Annotated in this window: 16 protein-coding genes; 7 read left to right on the top strand and 9 right to left on the bottom strand. The window is 40.7% G+C overall.

Translation table 11 applies throughout. The features are described from left to right. Window positions 1–16: 16 nt before the first annotated feature. From E0E36_RS24825 to rhaT, 3 genes are all read right to left on the bottom strand, one after another. Window positions 17–1,291: a sugar isomerase gene (locus E0E36_RS24825; protein ID WP_130858206.1), complete on the bottom strand. Its 1,275-nt coding sequence runs from the start codon at window positions 1,289–1,291 to the stop codon at window positions 17–19. A 103-nt stretch (window positions 1,292–1,394) separates the two neighbouring features. Then, window positions 1,395–3,521, bottom strand: a complete 2,127-nt coding sequence (locus E0E36_RS24830; protein WP_130858207.1) for a bifunctional aldolase/short-chain dehydrogenase — start codon at window positions 3,519–3,521, stop codon at window positions 1,395–1,397. A gap of 87 nt (window positions 3,522–3,608) precedes the next feature. After that, window positions 3,609–4,685 carry an L-rhamnose/proton symporter RhaT gene (rhaT, locus tag E0E36_RS24835; protein WP_013663828.1) on the bottom strand — a complete coding sequence of 359 codons (1,077 nt, stop codon included), beginning with the start codon at window positions 4,683–4,685 and terminating at the stop codon, window positions 3,609–3,611. A gap of 297 nt (window positions 4,686–4,982) precedes the next feature. Here rhaT and E0E36_RS24840 point away from each other — a divergent pair, with 297 nt between their 5' ends. Next, window positions 4,983–5,435, top strand: a complete 453-nt coding sequence (locus E0E36_RS24840) for a GNAT family N-acetyltransferase (protein WP_013663829.1) — start codon at window positions 4,983–4,985, stop codon at window positions 5,433–5,435. Between the two features lie 67 nt (window positions 5,436–5,502). Here the strand turns inward: E0E36_RS24840 and E0E36_RS24845 are convergent, their stop codons facing one another. The 3 genes from E0E36_RS24845 to E0E36_RS24855 form a co-directional block, all read right to left on the bottom strand. Further along, window positions 5,503–7,551: a M16 family metallopeptidase gene (locus E0E36_RS24845; RefSeq protein ID WP_130858208.1), complete on the bottom strand. Its 2,049-nt coding sequence runs from the start codon at window positions 7,549–7,551 to the stop codon at window positions 5,503–5,505. Between the two features lie 210 nt (window positions 7,552–7,761). Continuing rightward, entirely contained in the window at window positions 7,762–9,099 is a 1,338-nt protein-coding gene (locus E0E36_RS24850; protein ID WP_130858209.1) for a M16 family metallopeptidase, read from the bottom strand. Window positions 9,100–9,369: 270 nt separating this feature from the next. After that, window positions 9,370–11,826 carry a TonB-dependent receptor domain-containing protein gene (locus E0E36_RS24855; protein ID WP_242627393.1) on the bottom strand — a complete coding sequence of 819 codons (2,457 nt, stop codon included), beginning with the start codon at window positions 11,824–11,826 and terminating at the stop codon, window positions 9,370–9,372. A gap of 1,143 nt (window positions 11,827–12,969) precedes the next feature. Between E0E36_RS24855 and E0E36_RS27860 the strand changes: the two genes are divergently transcribed. Next, window positions 12,970–13,146, top strand: a complete 177-nt coding sequence (locus E0E36_RS27860) for a hypothetical protein (RefSeq protein ID WP_165447072.1) — start codon at window positions 12,970–12,972, stop codon at window positions 13,144–13,146. 420 nt (window positions 13,147–13,566) lie between these two features. On the opposite strand, the gene E0E36_RS24860 is transcribed toward E0E36_RS27860, so the two are convergent. Next, on the bottom strand, window positions 13,567–16,932 hold the full coding sequence (locus E0E36_RS24860; RefSeq protein WP_130858211.1) for a DEAD/DEAH box helicase: 3,366 nt from the start codon (window positions 16,930–16,932) through the stop codon (window positions 13,567–13,569). A gap of 221 nt (window positions 16,933–17,153) precedes the next feature. On the opposite strand from E0E36_RS24860, the gene E0E36_RS24865 reads away from it, so the two are divergent. The 3 genes from E0E36_RS24865 to E0E36_RS24875 are packed head-to-tail and all read left to right on the top strand — an operon-like array spanning window position 17,154 to window position 18,863. Next, window positions 17,154–17,750 carry a short chain dehydrogenase gene (locus tag E0E36_RS24865; protein ID WP_013663835.1) on the top strand — a complete coding sequence of 199 codons (597 nt, stop codon included), beginning with the start codon at window positions 17,154–17,156 and terminating at the stop codon, window positions 17,748–17,750. Window positions 17,751–17,768: 18 nt separating this feature from the next. After that, complete coding sequence (locus E0E36_RS24870; protein ID WP_013663836.1) at window positions 17,769–18,302, top strand: YceI family protein; 534 nt, start codon at window positions 17,769–17,771, stop codon at window positions 18,300–18,302. A 3-nt stretch (window positions 18,303–18,305) separates the two neighbouring features. Further along, the gene (locus E0E36_RS24875) at window positions 18,306–18,863 is read left to right on the top strand and encodes an acyl-CoA thioesterase (RefSeq protein WP_013663837.1); all 558 of its coding nucleotides are present in this window, start codon (window positions 18,306–18,308) and stop codon (window positions 18,861–18,863) included. Here E0E36_RS24875 and E0E36_RS24880 read toward each other — a convergent pair. Then, window positions 18,860–19,903 (bottom strand): isoaspartyl peptidase/L-asparaginase family protein, encoded by a 1,044-nt coding sequence (locus tag E0E36_RS24880; protein WP_130858212.1) that lies wholly within the window; start codon window positions 19,901–19,903, stop codon window positions 18,860–18,862. The genes E0E36_RS24875 and E0E36_RS24880 overlap by 4 nt on opposite strands. Window positions 19,904–20,102: 199 nt before the next feature. Here E0E36_RS24880 and E0E36_RS24885 point away from each other — a divergent pair, with 199 nt between their 5' ends. Then, entirely contained in the window at window positions 20,103–20,591 is a 489-nt protein-coding gene (locus E0E36_RS24885) for an Lrp/AsnC family transcriptional regulator (RefSeq protein WP_013663839.1), read from the top strand. Continuing rightward, window positions 20,578–21,534: an EamA family transporter gene (locus tag E0E36_RS24890; RefSeq protein ID WP_130858213.1), complete on the top strand. Its 957-nt coding sequence runs from the start codon at window positions 20,578–20,580 to the stop codon at window positions 21,532–21,534. The genes E0E36_RS24885 and E0E36_RS24890 overlap by 14 nt, the downstream gene beginning before the upstream one ends. Window positions 21,535–21,542: 8 nt before the next feature. Here the strand turns inward: E0E36_RS24890 and E0E36_RS24895 are convergent, their stop codons facing one another. Then, window positions 21,543–22,070, bottom strand: coding sequence for a DinB family protein (locus E0E36_RS24895; protein WP_130858214.1), 528 nt, complete (start codon window positions 22,068–22,070; stop codon window positions 21,543–21,545). Window positions 22,071–22,220 lie beyond the last annotated feature (150 nt).

The following is a 22,220-nucleotide window of genomic DNA, read 5'->3' on the forward strand; positions in this document are numbered from 1 at the left end:
ACTTAGAACCTATAACTTATAACCCAGTGGCCACTGTCTTAGAGCCCCTTTCTCTGATCAGCTCTCCACGAACATTTAATGATCGATACAATTCTATGGGATTTAAAGCACCTCCTGCACGTAACCTCGCTTCTGCTACCAATGGTCTAACATCGGTGCGAAAAGCCGCTTGTAGTATCTCCTGGGCTTTGGCAACATCATTATCTTCTTGTGCAGCGGATAAAGCTTTTCTGTCCACCAAAAGCGCCTGTGCATAAGCCAACATGATTGCCTCAACAGATTGTAGTAAATCTTCCAGTGGATCCTTTACATTATGCGAGGCATCGATCATCCAGCCTAAGTCAGTTGCATGATTCATTTTTCGAGCATCCATACCTTCAATCAGCTCATTAAATATTAAAAACAATTGATAGGGTTTGATACTGCCGGCCGTTAAATCGTCATCACCATATTTAGAATCGTTGAAATGGAAGCCCCCAAGTTTACCCTCCATGAGTAACAAAGAAACAATCTGTTCAATGTTGGCATTCGGCAGATGATGTCCAAGATCAACTAAGGTATATGCTTTAGGCCCTAATTTACTGGCATATAATAACGACTGGCCCCAATCACCCACCGTTGTTGAATAAAAATTGGGTTCAAAAGCTTTATATTCAACAAAAATTTTCCAATCTGCCGGTAACGCCGCATACACTTCCTGAAGGCTCTCCAGGGTTCGTTGAAAAGCCTTTCTAAAATTCAGTTGACCAGGAAAGCAGGATCCATCAGACAACCAAACTGTGAGCGACTTTGACCCAAGTTCGATCCCATGCTGTATGACCTCGATATTGTGCTGGACTGCCTGCTTACGAACGGCAGCGTCTACATGCTGCATAGATCCAAACTTATAGCTAAAGGTTTGATCAGGCTGATCTTGAAAGGTATTTGAGTTCATCGCGTCGAAGCCAAGCCCATACTGTGCCGCTAAGGCCTTTATAGACTGATAATCTTTTGGCACATCCCAAGGGATATGCAAAGAAATGGCACCGCTCGATTGATTCAAGGCATGTAGTAATCCGACATCCTCGATTTTCTCCTCTAAACTTCTGGGTTCACCACCACCGGGAAAACGCCCAAAGCGTGTTCCCCCTGATCCAAGCGCCCAACTTGGAATGGCAATCTGAAAATCAATCAGTTTCTCTAAAACCTCATGGTAGTTATTTATATCTTCAACCAAACTTTCCAATTTGCGAACGTGTTTCGCTTTTGCTTGTTGGTTATATTCCTCGATTTTATACTTTTCTATATTCATAATCCTAATCAGTTAGCCACTACTAGCAGGTGAATTTACTAAATCCATTCAAGTTTTTCCATTAGCTAATTAACCGATTGGCTAATTAGCTAATATTCCAAATTTATCGCACAAATGCCATAGCCACACCGCCATCCACATTTAAAACATTGCCCGTTGATTTATTAAGTAATCCTCCTACAAACACAAAACAAGCGTTGGCAATATCCTCTGGCAGGATAATCTCATTAAGCAAGGTCCGTTTTGCATAATACGCAGGAAGTTCTTCCACTTTTATTCCATATGCTTTAGCACGCCCCTCTGCCCACGCACCTTCCCATATTTTACTATCTGAAATTACGGCATCCGGATTTACCACATTCACTCTAATTTTATCGCCACCAAGTTCAGCAGCGTTTAGTCTACTCAAATGTAGTTGTGCAGCTTTTGCAGAACCATATCCCGCATTATTCGGTCCGGACACCAATGCATTTTTACTAACGATGTTAATAACGTCTCCTCCGATTTCCTGTTTTCTTAAAATCGCTACACCTTGCTGCGTTACTTTAAACTGTCCTTTTACAAGCACGTCATAAAGTAAGTCCCAATCTTTGTCTGTATGATCTTGTAGCGGTTTAGATATAGATAGTCCGGCACAGTTAACCACAATATCTACCCCTCCAAAGGCTAAATTTGCTGCATCGTAAGCCGCTGCGATGTCGGCATCGTTGGTTACGTCTAGCTTCGCCGTGATATAAGCATCTTTTCCATAACGACCTTTAAAATCGTCGTCAGCTTTTTTTAGCCGCTCTCCATCATTATCATTGATAACGACCACCGCTCCCTCTTCCACAAATTTAACGGCAATCGCCTTTCCGATACCGCCTGCACTTCCCGTTATAAGGGCAATTTTACCAGAGAGAGCTTTCGGTTTTGGCATGCGCTGCAACTTCGCTTCCTCTAAGAGCCAGTACTCGATATTAAAAGCCTCTTGTCGAGGTAACGAGGTATACTCCGATATGGCCTCTGCACCCTTCATGACATTAATGGCATTGATATAAAATTCCGCTGCCACTCTGGCTGTTTGTTTATCTTTTGAAAAAGAGAATAAACCGACTCCGGGGAACAGTATAATAACAGGGTTCTTATCACGTATGGCCGGGCTATTGGGATGCTTACAAGTCTCATAATAATCGGCATACATCGCGCGATAAGCTTCAAATGCAGGTTTAAGCTTCACTTTTAATTGCTCCACATCCGTTAAGTCTGCGTCAGCCGGCAGTTCTAAAACCAATGGACTTATCTTGGTGCGAAGAAAGTGATCAGGACAACTTGTACCCAGGGGTGCTAGTCGGTCTAAATCATTGGAGTTTATAAATTCAAGTACACGATCGTCGTCGGTAAAATGGCCCACCATAGGTCTTTCAGAAGAACAGAACCCCCTTAGTATGGGCGCAATAGCAGCGGCTTGTTTTTTACGAAGTTCTGCAGGAAGACTGCTTATTTTTTGGCCTCCAAAGATAGGCCCTTTTTTACCATAATGCTGCTCTAGATATTCGGCGCAGCTTTCAATAACCTCCAACGTATTGATATAGCTTTCGTACGCAGTATCTCCCCAAGTAAATAGACCGTGCGAACCTAACATAATCCCCCTGATTCCAGGGTTCTCATCCAGGCATTGTTTTAATTTCAAGCCAAGATCAAAACCGGGCCGCTGCCATTCAACCCAGCCAATCGTACCTTTAAATAACTCCTGAGTAATGCGTTTACCGTCTTTTGCTGCCGCAATGGCAATGGCTGCATCGGGGTGTAAATGGTCGATATGTTTGAATGGTAGAAAGCCATGTAATGGTGTATCGATAGAGGGCGCTTTAGACGCTAAATCGTAAATACTATGGTTGAAGAGTTCCACCATTTCATCCTCATGGTCAATCCCTCTGTAAACCTTTTTCAAATTGCGTAACCGCTCCACATAAAGCGCCGCCAATCCACTTCTTTTAAGTGTTCCCAAATCACCTCCTGAGCCTTTTACCCACATCACCTCCACTTCCTCTCCTGTTAACGGATCGTTTGCCATGGCTTTACATGAGGTGTTCCCTCCACCGTAATTTGTAAGGCGCAAATCGGCGCCTAAAAGATTAGAGCGATAAATTAACAAGCCTACCTCATCTCCCGCTAGTTTGGCGGCTTCTTGATCATCCCATAAATAGCTAACGTGCTTAAATGATTTTCTTTTTTCTATTTCAGCCATGTTCTTATGTTTTTACTGCATTTTAAGGCCTAGCGGCCATTGTCACTTTATTACCAATATTAATTTGCCAATTTTAAACCCCATTTATTAACCCATCTCTTTAGCGAACCCCACAATCAATACCGACAGGATGATAACAAGTATTCCTGCCAAAATTGTTGCGTAGGTTTTCTTACTTACACCTTTCCACTCTTTTAATACTACGCCCCAAACATTTGCCAATAAGATAATAAAGGCCATATGCAAAATCCATGAGCTGGCGCCGTTACCCAGTTTACTTTCTCCCATCCCATAGAAGAAAAATTGAAGATACCAGGTGGTACCGGCCAATGCACATAGTACATAATTTCTTAACAGCGGTGTTTTTGCGTCTACATAATTCCCGAAACTTTTGTTGCGCACATTCAAGATAAGACACCAGATAAAGTTGGTGGTAAGCCCTCCCCAAAGCACGACAACATAGGTAACGTTATTTTGAAACAGGAATTCCCCTTCGCCTGGATGGGCTGCCTTCCATAGATCGTTGGCTACGATCGCCATGGGTTTTCCAGCTTCTAAACCGAAATTAAAGCAAGCGCTTAATACTCCTGAGATAATTGCAACAATCAAACCCAAGCTTAAATTGAATTCCTTATTTCCACTGGCATCACTATGCCCTCCTAGATCCCGTTCCTTTCTTACTCCTGCTAAACCGCATAGGTAAATACCGATAATACAAATCAGCAGGCCGCCCAATGTATATAAACCCCAAGCGTTTGCAAAGAACATACTGATCGTGTCTTTCCCTTCTTGAGGAACGAATTCATAGTAAATGGATGGCAACATGGATCCAATAACCATACTGAGCCCTAACATAATGCTACTACCCAAAGAAACGCCCAGGTACCGTACGCCTAAACCATAGGTTAGCCCCCCAATTCCCCACAGAAGACCAAAAAGATACGTGTAACCTAAAGTTGCTGTACTTGTCTGACTAATAATATGACCAAAATTTGGAATAGTAAGCCAGGCGGCCAAAGGTGGTACTATTAGCCAGGAAAACAAGCCTCCGACAATCCAAAAACTTTCCCAAGCCCAGCCATGTACCTTTTTATAAGGTATATAAAAACTGCTTGAAGCAAAACCACCGATAAAATGAAAAAATACACCTAATAATGCCTGCATATATACTAAGGTTCTTGTTGGTTATCATGTGGTGCAAGATAAAGCATCTATAGCAGGGAACTGTCATGCCCTGTTATGCCAAAAACACATTAAAATTCCATTAATTGTCGATTATATGACGGAAATGGCAAATTTTTATAGTAGGTTTGTAGTAGAAATTATGAGATTGCATTACCATACAAATTTTTAATGGCTCCATTAGAAAAAAGAACGATGGTGAATAATTCATTTATATTGTGACGCCCTTTTGAACAATACGGTTGCTACAAGCGGGGCTTCATTACTAAAAAGAACAAAATGAAAATCAGACAAGCCAATTTGCAAGATTTGGAACCACTTGCCGCTGTTTTTGCCGAATACCGAACAACTGCGGGCCAAGACTACAATCTAGCGGGTGGGAAGGAGTTTTTAAGAGATCGTTTAACGAAGAAAGATTGCATTATTTTCATCGCCATTATAGACGACAGCATTACGGGATTTACACTGCTGTTTCCATTCTTTACACCAGCAGGAATTAAGGAGATATGGTTGTTAAACGATATTTATATTGCTGATGAATATAGGCATCAGGGCGTTGCTCAGTCGCTGCTCAGCGAAGCTGTTTTCTTTAGCAAGAAAACCAATAAAAGCAAAGTATACCTAGCAACTAAGGTCGATAATGTAAACTCTCAGACCTTATTTGAAAAATTCGGATTTAGAAAGACGGATTATATCAACTACGAATTTATTACCGAGAATAGTCATTCTTAACTAGCAGGAAAGGTTATCGACAATAACAAGGAGGCTATACTATAATGTATTACCTCCTTGTATATTACTATTGAAAATCAGCCGGTGTAAGTGCCGGGTTTATAACTTGTTCAATTGCTACCATTTTTAGTGGTACCGGTATGTTGGGGCTTTTAATCGTACTAACGGCCGGCAATTTAATACCGCTGTAGTCTTTGTATTCATTTATTTCCGCCTCCCCTTCGCTGGCACTCTCTGACTTTAACTTCAAACCACTAACAACGCTATAATAGTTTACAGACTTTGATCCATCGGCCGTTGTAACTAACACTTTATAGGTCTCTTCGTCATTTACCTTTACCATACCATCCAAAGCAAGCTTCGTTCCATTTTTCATATAATTTAGTTCCGGAAAAATCTCCAACGCGTTCTTTAAGGATTTGAACATATCATCAGGCACAGCCTGTTGTTGCCCCTGATTAATCATCGTAGCCTTATCTTGCCGAATAATAAACTTCGACATGACCTGAGGACCCATTTTCATTGACTGTATCGCAATGGGTTTCGTTTGGTCAACCAATAACTCCGCCGTTATTTTCATACCTTGTATCTCTGCTTCTTGCACGCTTTTCAATGTTTTAACTTTCATAAGTCTATCTTTCCCTCCAATCGCTTCAAGATACTTATCAATCACTTTCTCTGCCGTTAAGCTAGCGTCTTGAATAGCGGCTTTCACCTCCGGTTCACCCGCATTTGTATAATATTTTACTTCACCAAATTGCTTTATTCGATCTTTAAAAGCATCCGTATTTCCAACAATGACAATATATGCGTGTTCAGGCTTTATGTATTTAGGGGCTAAGGTATTGAGCTGTTCAACGGTAACGGCATTTAGGTTTTTAAGATAATTCTTATAATAATCTTTAGGAAGATTTTGCAGCTCCGTATTGATGGCAAAGCGGGCAATGGTAGCGGGCTGTTCCAACGAACGGCCAAAACTACCACTTAATATAGCTTTGGAATCGGTTAATTCTTGTTCAGTAATGGTCTTTTTATCGATCCGTTTCAGTTCTTCCAAAAACTGGTATACAGCGCTGTCTGTCACTTCCGTCCGAACACTCGCCCCGGCGCTGAAATTTCCGACGATTTTGTCAGGCGATAAAGAAGAGTAGGCACCATACGTATAGCCTTTACGTTCTCTAAGGTTTAGAAACAAACGCCCCGCAGAACCTCCGCCTAAGATATTGTTCAACAATTGAGCAGGAATTGCATCAGCGTCGTTAGGTTTGAGCGCAAGCGGATAAGTTACGTCAACAACGGATTGTACACTCGAAGGGCGGTTGACTAAAATCACTTCATTTTTTTGCGGCGCAGCAGGTACGGGCCATTCCCGCTTCTTGACCTCTCCTTTTTGCCAGGCGCCAAAATATTGCTTAGTTAAACGCTCTGCTTCTTTTATTGTAATATCACCAACAATTGCCAAGTATCCAATATTCGGCTTAAAGTATGCATTGTAGTACTCTCTGATATCAGATAGCTGCACATTGGAAACTGTCTTTTCGGTTGCAAACTCTCCGTAGGGGTGGTCTTTACCATATAATACAACGTTGGAGACCTTTTCCGAAATTTCATCCGGGCTATCTTTTGAGCTGGCAATGCCGGAAATTGCCTGTTTCTTCAGCTTATCAAGTTCCGGCTGCGGAAATGACGGGTTCAATAGAATGTCTGCAAATAACGTTAACAGTTTATCTTGGTACTTGGTTAATGAGCTTGCATTAGCGGAGGTAGATCCGAAAGAAATTTTTCCGCCAATCATATCGATCTCCTCGTCGATCTGGTCTTTCGTCCGATTTTTTGTACCTCCCATCAGCATATCTCCTACCAAGCTGGTTAAACCAGCCTTCTCGCCTTCAAGCAAAGGTGAACGATCCAACACTAGCGAATAGGTAACACGGGGCAGTTTATGGTTTTCAACAACAAATACTTTTAATCCGTTAGGCAGTGTAAAAGTTTCAGCATCGCCAATATTAATTTGAGGAGCGGGACCAGGCTCAGGATATTTCGTACGATCAACTTGCGCTTGAGAAAGGCCGGTTGATAGAAAACATAGCAGTGTATATATATAAATTCTTTTCATCTGTAAATAATTATTCGTCAATTCTATTTTACTATTTCGCACTCATGAACCGCGAACCGGTTTTTATTCCATCGGTCAGATGGAGCTTACCATGCTTTAAATTTGATATTCCTGTGAGATGAAAATGAAATTTTAAACATGGACGATTCATAACTATTTTTTTGGAAGCTCGTGGCTATCGAGTCTTAATTTTTATTAGAAACAACCCATCTATTTGCTTTCTCCTTTTTTAGGTAGGTAATGTAACACGACTCTACCGTCTTTGTTCAGGTATTCTCTGGCTACGCGTTGTATATCCTCCTTGGTGACTTTATTATAATTGGCCAGCTCTTTATTGATTTCTTCTGCATCACCATAATACACCTTCGCTTCGGCCAGGCTTTCGGCGATACCGGCAACGGAAGCGTGACGGCTTACCACAGCGTTTTCTGTTTGCGCCCTTAATTTCGCAAAATCTTTATCGGTTATTCCGGTAGTTCTGAGTTTTTCAATCTGTGCATCAATCGCAACTTCTAATGAATCAGCGCTGACACCCATATTAGCAATCCCTAAAAATAGGAATAGGCCGCCATCTTCCAAATCTAAAGGCATAGCCATTATTTGTACCGCTTTCTGCTGCTTATCCACTACTTCTTTTGTAAGCAGCGAACTTTTTCCACCCGCTAAATAGGTAGACAACATGTTGAGTGCGTAACTATCAGGGCTATCCTTACGCGGAAGGTTGTATGCTTCCACCACTGCCGGCAATTGGATATTATCGTAGACGACATCACGGATTTCCTGATTTCGCTTGGGCTCTACGATTGATGGCCGCACAATTTCTTTTTCTCCCTTGGGTATTTCTGCAAAATATTTACGAACCCACTTTTCCGTTTGTTCGTAATCGATATCTCCGGCGATGGACAAAACGGCGTTGTTAGGTACATAGTAGGTTTTATAAAAGTCCATAAACTCCTGCAAGGAAGCAGCGTTCAAGTGATCCATGGAGCCGATGGGTGCCCATTGATACGGATGTTTGTGATAGGCTCGTTTTAAGACTTCAATCAGTATGGAACCATAAGGCTGATTATCCATTCGTTGGCGTTTTTCTTCTTTAACAACTTCTCTCTGCGTTTCCACTCCAACTGAGTCGATCTTTGCGTGTAACATTCGTTCACTTTCCATATACAAGGCAGTTTCCAAATAATTAGACGGAACGACTTCATGGTAATAGGTTTGGTCATTTGAGGTATAGGCATTTAGCGTCCCTCCTATGCCCTGTATCTTTTTCATAAATTCGCCTCTGCCAATATTTTCGCTTCCTTCAAATAGCAAATGCTCAAAGAAATGTGCAAATCCCGTACGATCGGGTTTTTCATTTTTTGAACCCACGTGATAAAGCACAGAAACGGCTGCAATAGGGGTGGTTTTATCCTGGTGCATAATAACATCTAATCCGTTGTCGAGCTTAAATTCTTTGAATTGGATTTTTTCTTGGGCATTCAGTAAACTGCTCGAGCCAAGTAGACCAATCAGCATACTGCCTATTACTAGCTTTTCTTTATTCATATGTGTTGATTGTTGTAATGCGTTGGAAGCATTTGGTTTGGTATTTTTGCATTTGATCTGTTTAAGCCTATATTGTTACACGAATTAACCTATTTTTACTTTCTCATACAAAAAAAATTGCGCCATAATCATTCTATCTCTGACCTACCAGCTTAACAAATGCCTTTATTCACGACCTCACTTCAACAGAAGAGGCAATCAGTTTATTTTGAACAAAAAAGCCGGGCTAAATAAATAGCCCAGCTCCTTAAGTCGGTATGATATTATGCTTTATTGTATTTGTTGCCCTTGTCCACTTTCACCCGCTTTTTGATCGTCGTTCTGTATACCTCGTTCTTTTCGCGGTTTAGCATTGTAATTCATTTTACCAAATTTCCAGCTGAATGTTATACCGAAGGAACGGAATGGTACGGCGAAATTCGATTCTTGCTTATAGCTAGCGGTTTGAATTTTTGATCTGAAATTCTTTTTCTCATTAAATGGATCGATAATATTCAACCCGATACTTGCCTGTTTTTTGAATATTTCTTTTTTCATACCAATACTCCACATATTAAATGCAGGGTTGTAACCTTGAAAAGTACGTCTCGGCGCATTCAATATAAGGAACGTTTCCGCAATAAGCCCTCCTTTTAAATTCACCGTACCACTTAGGAAAGCCTGGTACATCCAGTAAACATTACCTGCTTGCGAAGTTAAGTTGTCATCGATATTTTGAAGGTTAATATCATAAGTATACAAATTCAGGTTACCTCTTAACGTCAAAATCTTAATCGGATTGACAGAAGCAAACAGGTTGGTACCAAATGAATTATTCCGTCCGATATTTTCAAAACTCTGCAGTACGATTGGTTGCTCCTCCGTTCCAATATTGGTGTATATTGACTCTATAACGTCATTTGTACGCCTATAATAAAGCGATGCATTCAGAATCGTACTTTTGATCATGGTTGAATAACCCAATTCAACGTTGTGCGATAGCTCGGGATCCAATTCAGGATTTCCCTGCCGTTGATTCACCGGATCTGCTTCATTACGGAAGGGATTCAAGTAGAACAAGCTTGGCCTTTGGATACGCTGGTTGTAGCTTAGTTTAACATTAGACATCTGCCCCAGCTTTTTCGATAACACCACGCTGGGAAGCAGGTTGTGATAATTGTTTTCAAAGGCCGGAAAGTTTGCTACTGCATCACCGTCAAGCAGTGTATATTCATAACGCGCACCCGCTTTCAATTCATAATCTTTAGCAAAGGGAACACTCACCGTAAAATAACCGGCACCCACATTTTGTTTGTAACCGAAATCATAAGATCGTTGTGCATGATTGATATATGAACCATTCTGCAGCATGGTGTCGACCGTGACGTCGGAAGAGATATCTCGAAGGATCGCTTTTGCACCTACTTCCAGTACGACCTTCTTAAAAGGATGGGTATAGTCTACCTGAAAGGTGAGTTCATCATTTACACCATTATTATAGCCCATTTCATTGGGCCTAAAACCCTGCTGTCTATATAAGGTATTGTAATCAGTATTATTGTTGTTTTTAGAATATTGGCCGGCAAATGTCAATTCCTGCCCCTTTTTCTCAAATTTATGGGTGTAATCGGCACTCCAATCAAAGCCATGAAATTTAATCTGGTTTCTCGAATTACTTAAAATTTGGTTAATCCCACCGTAAATGGACGTCATATCTCCATCTGTTTCCATTCGAAACTGATTGTAATTGAAAGAGGATGTAATAATATTCTTATCATCTATGTCGTAATCAACACTTAAGCTACCTCTTCCTCCACCTCTTTTCGTGGTACTGGCGCTGTTTTGCGAAATCAATGGCTGATCTGTCAAAGATCGTTGATCAAAGGTTACATCCGTTGTAACGGGCCAACCCCACATAGCGCCCAAATTAGCGGTAACGCCCAGCTTGCCTTTTCGCACATTTACGTTTCCGTTGAAATTGTTTTGGCGCGTGCCAATACCTCCCGAAATGGAACCGTTCACACCCACAACGTCTTTCTTTTTAGTAATTATATTGATGATTCCCGAAGTGCCCTCGGCGTCGTATTTCGCTGAAGGACTCGTAATAACTTCAACGTTCTTAATCTGATCAGCCGGAATCATACGTAGCGCGTCCGCTACATTGTTCGTCATGGCCCCGGACGGTTTTCCATTAATAAAGATACGAACGTTTTGATCTCCCCGTAAGGACACGTTACCATCCATATCTACTGATAACAAAGGAACTTTCCGCAACACATCGGCGGCATTTCCACCAGCTACTGTAACATCTTGTTCTGCATTATAGACAAGTCTATCCACTTTATTTTCGACCACAGGCACCTGCCCCGTAATCTCAACCGCTTGCAATTCGGTTGCGGAAGGTTTTAATAACACATTGGCCACGTTTAAGGAAGTAAGCTGCTCTGTAATTTCTATCGGACTGATTGTTTTTGGACTGTATCCCATCGCACTGATAATCAACTTATATTTCCCTAGGGGTATTTTGTCTAGACTGAATGACCCTCCTTCGTTTGCAAGGGCCCCGGTGACGGACTGTGATGATGTACTTTTTAAAAGGGTTATCGTCGCAAAATCAATAGGTTTGTTCGTTAAGGAATCTATTACTTGCCCCTTTATCTTTCCCGGTCCACCCACTTGTTGCGCAAACACAACGCAAGCACTCAACTGCATCAAAATACATACAAATAACTGTTTGCTTATACTCATCTGATCTATTTTTTGAACATTAGTCGTTCGCGATTGACAAATGTTACAACAACAAGTATACAAATCACCCATAAAAAGGTAACTTATTAGTTACTTATAGTTTTATTTACATGCGTTAATCAGCACGACTTACCCGTAACCAATTAAGGGCTACTCACATATCTTAAAACAAACACATGCAAAGCCGTTTTTGAATTAAAAATAGGCTGTAAAGCCTCATCTTTCTTCAATATTGGCACGATATATGCTAAAAAGAGGACAGGTTTAGGTTGATTTGAAACTTAGGTTTCGGCCCCACTCCTCAAGTGGGGTTTTTTATTTTAAAAGAATTCCGGTTGTTCTTCGTTCTCTTTATATTTCTCATTTAACTACCTTGATTCTGCATCTCGATTTATTTTACCCCACGATATAAGCAACTACACATATTATCATATTCAAACATTGGTAAAATATTACACCCTATCAAAAACAGCTAATAATATCCTGCAGTGAATTAGGTTTCATTGCCTCAGAACGCCCTAAACACCGCTGACAAAGTGTCATTTTCGCGCCGTTATAATGCTTATAGTATCAAAAAAAAACAACTCATCAAAATCCGATTTACATCAAAATAACGCTAGATCACGAGTTCAAATAGACATACTAAACGTTTGACAATAAGTATATTAAAAATAAATCAGTCATCTTTTTGCGAATTTCATAATAATTAACGAATCGAAAATGAGCTAAAAAGAGATATCAGAATCCTTGTTTCCTTTCACACTAAAGTAGAGCCTGCACAAATAGCTATACATAACTCATTATGAGCAAATTAAAAAACGAATCAATTTATGATTATGAATTTCGCAATGCTTTCTTGAGCCTGAAAGCTCCGTCTTAAACAAAAAAACCGTAGTGTTTGGCGAAAGAAACGATCGCGATTCTATTACTAACTATTTTAGCAAGTCATATTGTAGAACTAACCCTAATAAGGAGCGGCAAGAATTGATGCTGATCATCAAATATATTATAAAATTCAATCATCAAAAACGACTTTCAAAAAATAAAGCGACAGGTTTTATAGAAGATTCTTAAAAAATACTTTGTAAAAAAAATTAAACCTTTTTTCCAACATCTATTCCAATAGGATGTAAAATGAACAACATGAAAACAGCAAGATTTATTACTTTATGTGTGGTCCTCTTATCGATTTTTAGCTACTCAGAGGCATTAGCGCAACATGGGAGAGGGCATGGCCGAGGACATGGGCATGAGCGTTGGGATGATGATGACGACGATGATCGGCATCGGCACCACTACCGATACGACAGAGATTATTAAAAAAAACGCCATAAACACTATAAGAAACAGGCAAGATATTACGAAAAGCACCGCCGTTATGATCACTATGGATATCCCAGGTGGGCCCGTGCGCATCGTTATCGAGCGAGACATCATGTTTATTTCAGGGATTATTGTACGTTCTACGACCCCTATCGTGGAGGCTATGTATATTGGTCAAGCAATCGTTGGATTTTCACACCAAATGTTCCGGCCTTCTTAGCGAATGTCGATCTTGGAAGAGCCCGCATACAGCTAATGGCAAATATACCCTTAGAAAGACATCCTGAATATTATTATGACGAATATGCGCGCGCTTATCCACGCAGCACAAACATACATATCAACCTTTCCTTACCTCCTTTTTAGGAGGTATTTATACCTGGAAAAGTCCTAGTCTTGTATAAGATTTAGGACTTTTTAACGGGATAATAATTGCAACAACGCTTCTTTAGAGAAAGATGTTTTAGTCAGGGTTATCGAATCGACCAGTTTAGTGAACAGTTCACTCTTACTTTGCTGTAATTGCAACACTTTTTCCTCTATTGTTTCCTTACAGATCAATCGCACTGCTATTACATTTTTTTTCTGTCCCATTCTGTAAATACGATTGATCGCTTGGTCTTCTACCGCCGGGTTCCACCAAGGATCAATTAAATACACATAATCCGCCTCTGTAAGATTCAATCCGACTCCGCCGACTTTTAAACTCATCAAAAATACCTTTACACGCCCATCCAGTTTAAATTGCTCAATCAGCCCCTCTCTGTCCTTTACCTTTGTACTTCCGGTCATCTTAAGGGTTTGCAATCCTTGTTTATGCAACTGATCTTCTACCAAATCCAACATATGCACGTATTGGGAAAACAATAAAATCTTATGCTGAACACTCCTCTGCCCGATCTCTTCTATCAGCCACTCAATTTTGGCGGCGTTCGGTACATTGCTATACTTATCTTTCAACAAAAGCGGCGAATTGCAAATCTGGCGTAGTCGCATCAAGCCCTTTAATACGACTGCACTTTTATTACTTAGCTCTTCCTCCGTTTGTGCCGATATATAAGATCGAAATTCCTTTTCATATACGTCGTATATCCTTCTTTGTTCTTCGCCCATTTCACAGTACATAACCATTTCTGTTTTCTCGGGCAAATCATCCATTACTTCTGCTTTTGTCCTTCGTAAAACAAAAGGTTTAATTTTATGTAAAAGCTCTTCCAGACGCCTATTTTCACCGAATTTATCAATAGGCGTAGAATAAACATCACGGAAATATCTTTTGTTACCTAGTAGGCCTGGACAAGCGAACGACAACTGCCCAAATAAATCAAAAGTATTGTTTTCCAAAGGTGTTCCCGTTACCGCTATCTTAATCTTTGCCTTCAATCGATTGGCCGCTCGGTATCGCTGAGATAGCGGATTTTTTATATGTTGGGACTCATCTAGAAATAGGTGATCGAATTCTATTTCCTGAAAACGATCCAGGTCACTTACCATGGTGCCGTAAGTAGTTAACACGACATCCCAAGAATCTATTGTATGGTTTTGATCCCGTTGTCCTCCATGCCAAAGAAAAATCCGCAATGAAGGTGCAAATTTTTCGAATTCCTGCAACCAATTAGTCAATAAAGTTGCCGGAACAACAATCAAATTCGTACCTGATTTTCCTTCCTCTTTCTTTAGTAGCAAAAAAGCGATAATCTGAATGGATTTTCCTAACCCCATATCATCCGCCAAACAACCGCCGAAGCCTAGCCGACTTAAACTATGAAGCCATTTTACACCATCCAATTGATAAGGCCTTAACTTGCCGATAAATCCCTCTGGAATCTTTAGCGACGGATCCTCTTCCTGATTGCTCCACTGTTTAAAAAGAAGCAACTCTTGCTTTACACCGGAGTCGAACATGTCGGTTTCGTAGGCACTTTGCAAAGCCTGAAAATTTATCTTGGCCGTTTTAAGTAAATCTCCCTCCCGTCTTCCCAAGCTAAAGAACTGTTCAAACTTGTGAAGCCACTCGGCAGGCAATATACCATAGGTTCCATCGTCTAAGAGTACGTAGTTTGATTTATTTCTAACCGCTTTTTCAAGGTCGCGCAGTCGAGCTACCTTTGAGCCGTAAGAAATCTTCACCCTTGTATTAAACCAATTAATACCGCTGGTAACTTCTATATTTATTGCAGCCTTATACGGACTTCGCTTGCTTATCGATAGCTTATCATAACCCATGACCGCTATTTTTTCGATTTGCCATTGCTCAAAAGCCTCTAAAAACCAATTTCCGTCGAAAAACCGATCTTGATGTAAATAAAAATACAGTAAATCGTCATCTAACTGTTCCGGAAAATAAGGGTGTTGTTTGAGGATAAAAGATAAGAACTGCAACTCCTGCTCATCGTTACGACGAATCAAAAATGAATTTCCATAATCGTCTTTCCCATAAACGGGTCGTTTCGAACGAATGGGAATTTCGACTGTCCCGTAGCGCATAACAGGTTCTATCACGATGTAATTTTCAGACTCTGACAAATAAATGATTCGCTCGGTAGCCTGTACCGGCGTTTCCATAGATGACTGATCGTACCCCTCTGTAAGAAATGCGTAGTTCACCTTTAAGGTATCGCTTACCTTATCCAACAATTCACTTTGCAAGAGATGATATTTCGATGCATGCACGATCAGATCAGTCCCTAGATTCTTAAAAAATCGGCATACTCTCCACACATTATGGTTCTTAAATGCATAAAAAGTTTTCCCTATGTGCAGAAAACAATCAAAGGCAAAGACGAGCTCTTGCATGCTGTACCACTGATCTGCTATCTGCAATAGCGGGCTTATTTGGTAGAGGCTATCTTTTTTCCGAATTCCAAGCGTAAATTGGTCAGCCCCTATTACTTGCAGGTTCACTCTACTAAAATTCTTTGCCTGAAATTGTTTTGAATTCCCTTGATAGTAAACGGGCATATCAAAGGGATTTTTCACTATTTCGTGTAAGGCCCGAATATCATCTTCGTTATACGGTTCCTTGGTTGGTTGGGGAAATCGACTGAGCGCTGCCAAAAAGCGAATATATTCCGGCCGCTTTTCATGCCACAATAACGTTGTTGCATCAATGGTATTAACCAAGGCCTTAACCTTCCCGTTAACGGCAAACGCTAATTCCCCAAGCTGAATTGTAAGGTGGCCATAATGTCTGTGGGGATAAATAAGAATCACTTTCCCCTCCAAATTTTGTTCACGGAACGCCGGTTTAACATCCGGTAAAAGCTTACCTTTAAGATACCGTACATTTTCATCCGTTATTTTCAATAAGCCTTGTATTTTTGGCGTAAGTATTAATTTATTCTCCACATAATGCATATGGAAATGCGAAGTGATGTCTGCTTCGTCTTCCAGACCATAATCTCGCGCAACTTGCCGTACTCTCACATGTCGTGAAATTCCGTCAAAAAAAAATCGGATATCTGTGTTTTTTATTATTTCATAAAGAACCCGATTGCTATGTTGGCACATTCGAAGCGGTGTTTCTAAGCAAGTGCAGTGAAAATGGAGACGCTTTTCAATCCGATCTGTCCATACCCTTATCTGTGCAGTATGTAAGTTAGGGTGCGAATAATCAAAGACGCCTCTGTCGATGGATAGTTGTTTAACATGAACTGATGCATTCGGAACGAGTTGATCAGACGAGTGTTTGTACATCAAGATTTCTGACAATTGCTCATCCGCAAAACCTTCAATTGTATAAGAAGCCTCTTCTGAATCAATTATTTTATCTGTAAAGGTCATTTTATAACATTCTTATGAATATACTTCCCGCAAATATTGTCTATCTTCAACAAAGCTATTCATAAGCAAATTAAGATTTGCAATAAAGAATGAATAATATCAAGAAATGTTCAGGAGCGCTTTTTATTGGAAAATATAGAGAGGGGTTAAGGCGATGAATAAATCGCTTGCAAACTCATTAGTGCTTTTAGGAATCTATAGTAACAAATAATTACATACAGATGAAAATTATTATTATCGGTGCGACAGGGACGATTGGCAGACATGTGGCAACACTTTTTGAAGGCAAACATGAACTCATTAAAGTGGGGACTACGAAAGGAGATTACCAAATAGATATTTGTTCCGAGCAATCAATAAAGATTTTTTTTGAAACTATTGGCCCCTTTGATGCGCTCATTAGCACGACCGGCAAAGCTGCTTTTAAGTCATTGAAAGACTTAAGCAACGCCGATTTCCGACTTGGTTTGGACAATAAGCTCTTAGGCCAAATCAGTTTGGTACTCATTGGACAACACTACATTAACCCGGCCGGCTCGTTTACACTGACATCAGGTATTCTATCTGAAGACCCCGTTCCAGGAGGATCTGCACTTAGTACAGTGAATGGTGCTATCAATGCTTTTGTAAAAGGAGCAGCAATCGAGCTAAAAAATGATGTGCGCATAAATGCTGTGAGTCCCGGCGTTGTGGAAGATTCGCCTTCTTTTTTTGAAGTTTTTCCGGGCCACATCCCCGTAAAAATGGAACGAGTAGCAAATGCTTACTATAAAAGCGTAATGGGTGCGTTGACAGGAGAAACAATCCGAGTATTCTAATTTCTTTTCAATTGATATATGACTAAATGGGAAATTGACCCAAAGCATTCAGAAATCCACTTTCGGGCAAAACACATGCTTATATCTACCGTAACTGGCTTATTCACCAAATTTGAAGGAACCGTAGACACCCTGGAACCTAATGATTTCGTTCAAGCATCGATCCATTTGTCTATCGACGTCGATAGTGTGTACACGAATGAATCTTACCGCGATGAACACCTTAAATCATCCGCGTTTTTTGACGTTGATAAGCATCCGTACATTACTTTTCGATCCACGGAGCTAAGCAAGGATGACGACAACGCAAGCACATTTGTGTTAAGAGGCATGCTCGACATAAAAGACATGGTTAAAGAAGTACAATTCCATGTTTCATTTGGCGGGACGGCAGAAGAGAACGGTCGATTAAAAGCAGGCTTTCAGGTATCAGGAATTATCAACAGGAAACACTTTGGTCTAACTTATAACCCATTAATGGAAGCAGGAGGAATGGTTGTGTCAGAAGAAATCGAACTGGCCGCCAACATTGAACTAATTAAAATATCTTGATGTATGAATAACTTTAAAACGGTGGCCGATTCTCAAACGGTAATGACCGAGCTCATGATTCCCTCCTATTCTAACTTTGGGGGCAAAATACACGGCGGGGTCATCTTATCGTTAATGGATAAAGTTGCATATGTATGTGCCGCAAAACACGCCGAAACTTATTGCGTCACCGCGTCGATCGACACAGTTGACTTTAGAGCTTCGGTGGAAGTGGGTGAGATTATTTCATTACTTGCTTCTGTAAATTATGTTGGTAACTCTTCACTTGTAGTGGGTATAAAAGTGTTGGCCGAAAATGTGAAGACGCATGCCGTTAAGCATACAAACTCGAGCTATTTTTCAATGGTTGCTTTAGATGAGGAAACCCACAAACCGGTCCAAGTTCCGGGCTTGATTCTGGAAAACGAAACGGAGATACAGCGCTTTATTACGGCGATGCACAGAAAGGAATTAAACCGCTATTATAAGCAAGAAGGCGAGCGTATCAAAGCTGATTTTAGGAATCAAGATTTTATTGAAGTACTAAAAAAAGAGCGATGCATTTTAAAACAATCGTATTAGTTTAAAGGTACATGCCCTCCATCTTTAAAGATTGCTACTTCCAGCTCTCCCTCCGCCGAAATAGCGCCACGGTACATCCCTGAAGTATTGAAGGGCATAGCAAGATTGCCCTCTTTATCCAGGGCGATCAGACCGCCGTTCCCCCCGCTTTTTGCTACTTTTGCGAGCGCGGTTTCCGCAGCTTCCTCTACTGTCAAACCCCTATAATCCATCAGGGCTGCCACATCATAAGCTACTACATTCCGAATATAAAATTCGCCCCAACCTGTGCAGGATACGGCAACCGACGCGTTATTAGCGTAGGTACCTGCACCTATAATGGGGGAATCACCTATTCGTCCAAACTTTTTATTAGTCATTCCACCCGTTGAGGTTCCTGCCGCTAAGTTGCCTTGATTATCAAGGGCAACACAACCCACTGTCCCGAACTTATCATCATGATGACCACCACCCAGCTTTACAGCGGTCTCATTCGCCTTTTTTTGGACAGCTTCTTGCTGAAGAGCCTTTTGAAGCCCATCCCATCGCTCCTTCGTATAGAAATACGACGGATCTACCATTGTTAGGCCTACTTGTCGAGCGAAGTCCTCTGCACCATCTCTCGCCAACAACACATGTTCTGATTTTTCCATAACTGCACGTGCGGCACTTATTGGATTCCGAACAATCTTTACGCCTGCAACTGCTCCTGCACGTAAGCTCTCTCCATCCATAATAGCTGCGTCCAATTCATTTTTGCCTTCGTGGGTAAAGACGGCGCCCTTTCCGGCATTGAATAAGGGAGAATCTTCCAACACTTGTATGGTTTTCTCGACCGCATCTAAAGCGCTTCCATCTTTCTGAATAATTTCATAGCCGACTGTTAATGCTTCCTTCAATTTTGCCTTATACGCTTGTTCCAATTCAGGCGTCATACGGCTAGGCTCGATGGTTCCCGCACCACCATGTATGACAAGTACATACTTTTTTATCTGCTGTTGTGCATGTACAAGGACCGGTAGTAAGGAGAATATTAGAATGAGTCTTAAAGGTAATGCCATCTTTTTGTTGGATTTATTTATGTAAAAGTACAGATTTTCATTAGAATCATCGGACCTATAACCAGCTCACGGACATACATCGTTTCCAACAGAAGCGAATCATCGAATATTATTCAAATTTTACATTTTATTAATGAACATTATTCGATAAAAACTATAATATTCTGTATTTTTGTCAGCTTTTTCAACAAATGTAACTATGCATGATATACAACTAGATCGCATCGATCTGGAAATATTAGATTATTTACAGAAAAACTCAAGGATGACAAATGCCGATTTAGCTCGGGAATTAGGCATGGCGCCATCTGGTATCTTAGAACGTGTTCGCAAACTTGAACAAAAGGGAGCATTAGTACAATATACCGCACGGGTCAATCCCGAGGCCGTTAATCAGAACCTGTTAGCCTTTATCTTTATTAAAGTGGCAGATGGTTTAGGCTGCGATGAAGCTGACAAACTGCTTAGCGAAATCGAAGCGATCCAAGAGGTTCATCATATCACGGGCGAAGATTGCTATTTGGTAAAAATCAGAGTCTCCAGCTCGGGGGAATTGATGCAATTCATGAAAACTTCGCTGAGGAATATTCCAAATATTGTATCAACAAGAACTACCATCGTGCTGGAAACAGTTAAAGAAAATCAGCACATCGTTATCAAAAGAGACACAGAAAATGACGAAAGCTAAGAATACATCTACAGCGGCCATTATTATCGCTTATTTGTTAATTTACATTGTCTGGGGTTCCACCTATTTTTTCATTCACATTGCTCTTCAGGGCTTTACTCCCTTTCTTTTCGGAGCCATACGATTTACGATCGCAGGTACGTTGTTGTTGATCTGGTGCAACAAAATGAAAGAGCCCATTTGGAATAAACAACTGCTAAAGACGGCAGCTGTTACGGGTATACTCCTTTTGTTCATCGATATGGGTTTAGTCATGAAGGCTCAACAATATTTACCAAGCAGCCTAATTGCTATTGTAGCAGCTTCTACCGCCATCTGGATTTTGCTGCTCGATAAAAAAATGTGGAAAGTTAATTTCCGGAACTGGAATACCGTTGTGGGTGTCATAGTAGGATTTGTAGGCGTCATTCTACTCTTTAGTGAACAATTAGCTGCCTCCTTTACTGAAACCGGCTTATCCAATAAAGCAATCGGTATGTGCTTACTCATACTAGGAACACTTTCGTGGGCATCAGGCTCGGTATATTCGAAATACAGCGTATTACCTAGCGGTGTTACCTTTGCTAATGCCGCTTGGCAGATGCTAATAGCAGGCATATTATTTTGGGGTGCCGCCTTTGCACATGGCGATGTACAGCAATTTCATATGCAGGCCACACCTGTCTCTTCTTGGCTAGCCATCGGATACCTGATTATCTTTGGTTCCATTCTGGCCTTCACAAGTTATATTTGGTTATTGAAAGTACGTCCGGCAACAGAGGTTAGTACCCATGCCTATGTCAATCCATTGGTGGCTGTCTTTCTGGGCAGCACCTTCGCCAACGAACAGGTAACTTTGATTCAAATTATAGGCCTTGCTATTATTTTGTGCGGCGTTGCCATGATAAATTTCGTCAAGGCAAAGAAGGGCAAGCAAATGAAGCCCCTGTGCCCCGATCAATAGGAAGATTTTCACTTAGCCATTATGTTGTAAAAATTATAATCCGTCATTGGAGCATCCGTGAATCCGAGCTGCCGACCAATGCTTACCACTTGTCCCCGATGATACGTGTTGTGATTTACAAACTGCATGATGTACTCTAAAGCCGAAAATTCGCAGTTAAACCACGGACTTTCGACTAAAACCGGCTCTTGTAATTCTTTAACCGTCAAGGCACTTACATAATCTGCGATTTGAGCCGACTGCTCCACCAAGCAGCTCATTACTTCGTCAATCGTAAAAAGATCTTTTTCCGGATCGAAGTCATATTTCTCATTAATGATAGCAAACCAATAACCCTGTGTTTTATACATATGTTTCAGTGTTAATAGAACACTTGGGAAACTGGAAATAACCTCTTTTTCAAGAAGTTTCTTCGGCTTTGTTTTTAACCAGTTAACTAATGTAATGTTAGTCCACAAATCGTAGTCTACATAATTTCTTATCAGACTAGTGAGTCCTACTGTTTCGAGTTCGAAGATCAAGTTTTCTTTTACCATAATCGCCTAGTTTTATAGAACAAAGAAAGAATGCGCCAGTGACAACAGTATGTCATCCTCTTTTATTTTTGCGAGCCCGCAAACAATCTTTTATAACTTGGCAACTTAAAAATCTTATAACGGCAATCAGGCTTTACAGCATGATAAAAA

The organism is Olivibacter jilunii, assembly GCF_900607235.1.
In the GTDB taxonomy this organism is placed as follows: domain Bacteria; phylum Bacteroidota; class Bacteroidia; order Sphingobacteriales; family Sphingobacteriaceae; genus Olivibacter; species Olivibacter oleidegradans.

Coding starts and splice junctions, on each gene's coding strand:
- E0E36_RS24825 (WP_130858206.1), bottom strand. CDS start 1,291: ATGAATATAGAAAAGTATAAAATCGAGGAATATAACCAACAAGCAAAA.
- E0E36_RS24830 (WP_130858207.1), bottom strand. CDS start 3,521: ATGGCTGAAATAGAAAAAAGAAAATCATTTAAGCACGTTAGCTATTTA.
- rhaT (WP_013663828.1), bottom strand. CDS start 4,685: ATGCAGGCATTATTAGGTGTATTTTTTCATTTTATCGGTGGTTTTGCT.
- E0E36_RS24840 (WP_013663829.1), top strand. CDS start 4,983: ATGAAAATCAGACAAGCCAATTTGCAAGATTTGGAACCACTTGCCGCT.
- E0E36_RS24845 (WP_130858208.1), bottom strand. CDS start 7,551: ATGAAAAGAATTTATATATATACACTGCTATGTTTTCTATCAACCGGC.
- E0E36_RS24850 (WP_130858209.1), bottom strand. CDS start 9,099: ATGAATAAAGAAAAGCTAGTAATAGGCAGTATGCTGATTGGTCTACTT.
- E0E36_RS24855 (WP_242627393.1), bottom strand. CDS start 11,826: ATGAGTATAAGCAAACAGTTATTTGTATGTATTTTGATGCAGTTGAGT.
- E0E36_RS27860 (WP_165447072.1), top strand. CDS start 12,970: ATGAAAACAGCAAGATTTATTACTTTATGTGTGGTCCTCTTATCGATT.
- E0E36_RS24860 (WP_130858211.1), bottom strand. CDS start 16,932: ATGACCTTTACAGATAAAATAATTGATTCAGAAGAGGCTTCTTATACA.
- E0E36_RS24865 (WP_013663835.1), top strand. CDS start 17,154: ATGAAAATTATTATTATCGGTGCGACAGGGACGATTGGCAGACATGTG.
- E0E36_RS24870 (WP_013663836.1), top strand. CDS start 17,769: ATGACTAAATGGGAAATTGACCCAAAGCATTCAGAAATCCACTTTCGG.
- E0E36_RS24875 (WP_013663837.1), top strand. CDS start 18,306: ATGAATAACTTTAAAACGGTGGCCGATTCTCAAACGGTAATGACCGAG.
- E0E36_RS24880 (WP_130858212.1), bottom strand. CDS start 19,903: ATGGCATTACCTTTAAGACTCATTCTAATATTCTCCTTACTACCGGTC.
- E0E36_RS24885 (WP_013663839.1), top strand. CDS start 20,103: ATGCATGATATACAACTAGATCGCATCGATCTGGAAATATTAGATTAT.
- E0E36_RS24890 (WP_130858213.1), top strand. CDS start 20,578: ATGACGAAAGCTAAGAATACATCTACAGCGGCCATTATTATCGCTTAT.
- E0E36_RS24895 (WP_130858214.1), bottom strand. CDS start 22,070: ATGGTAAAAGAAAACTTGATCTTCGAACTCGAAACAGTAGGACTCACT.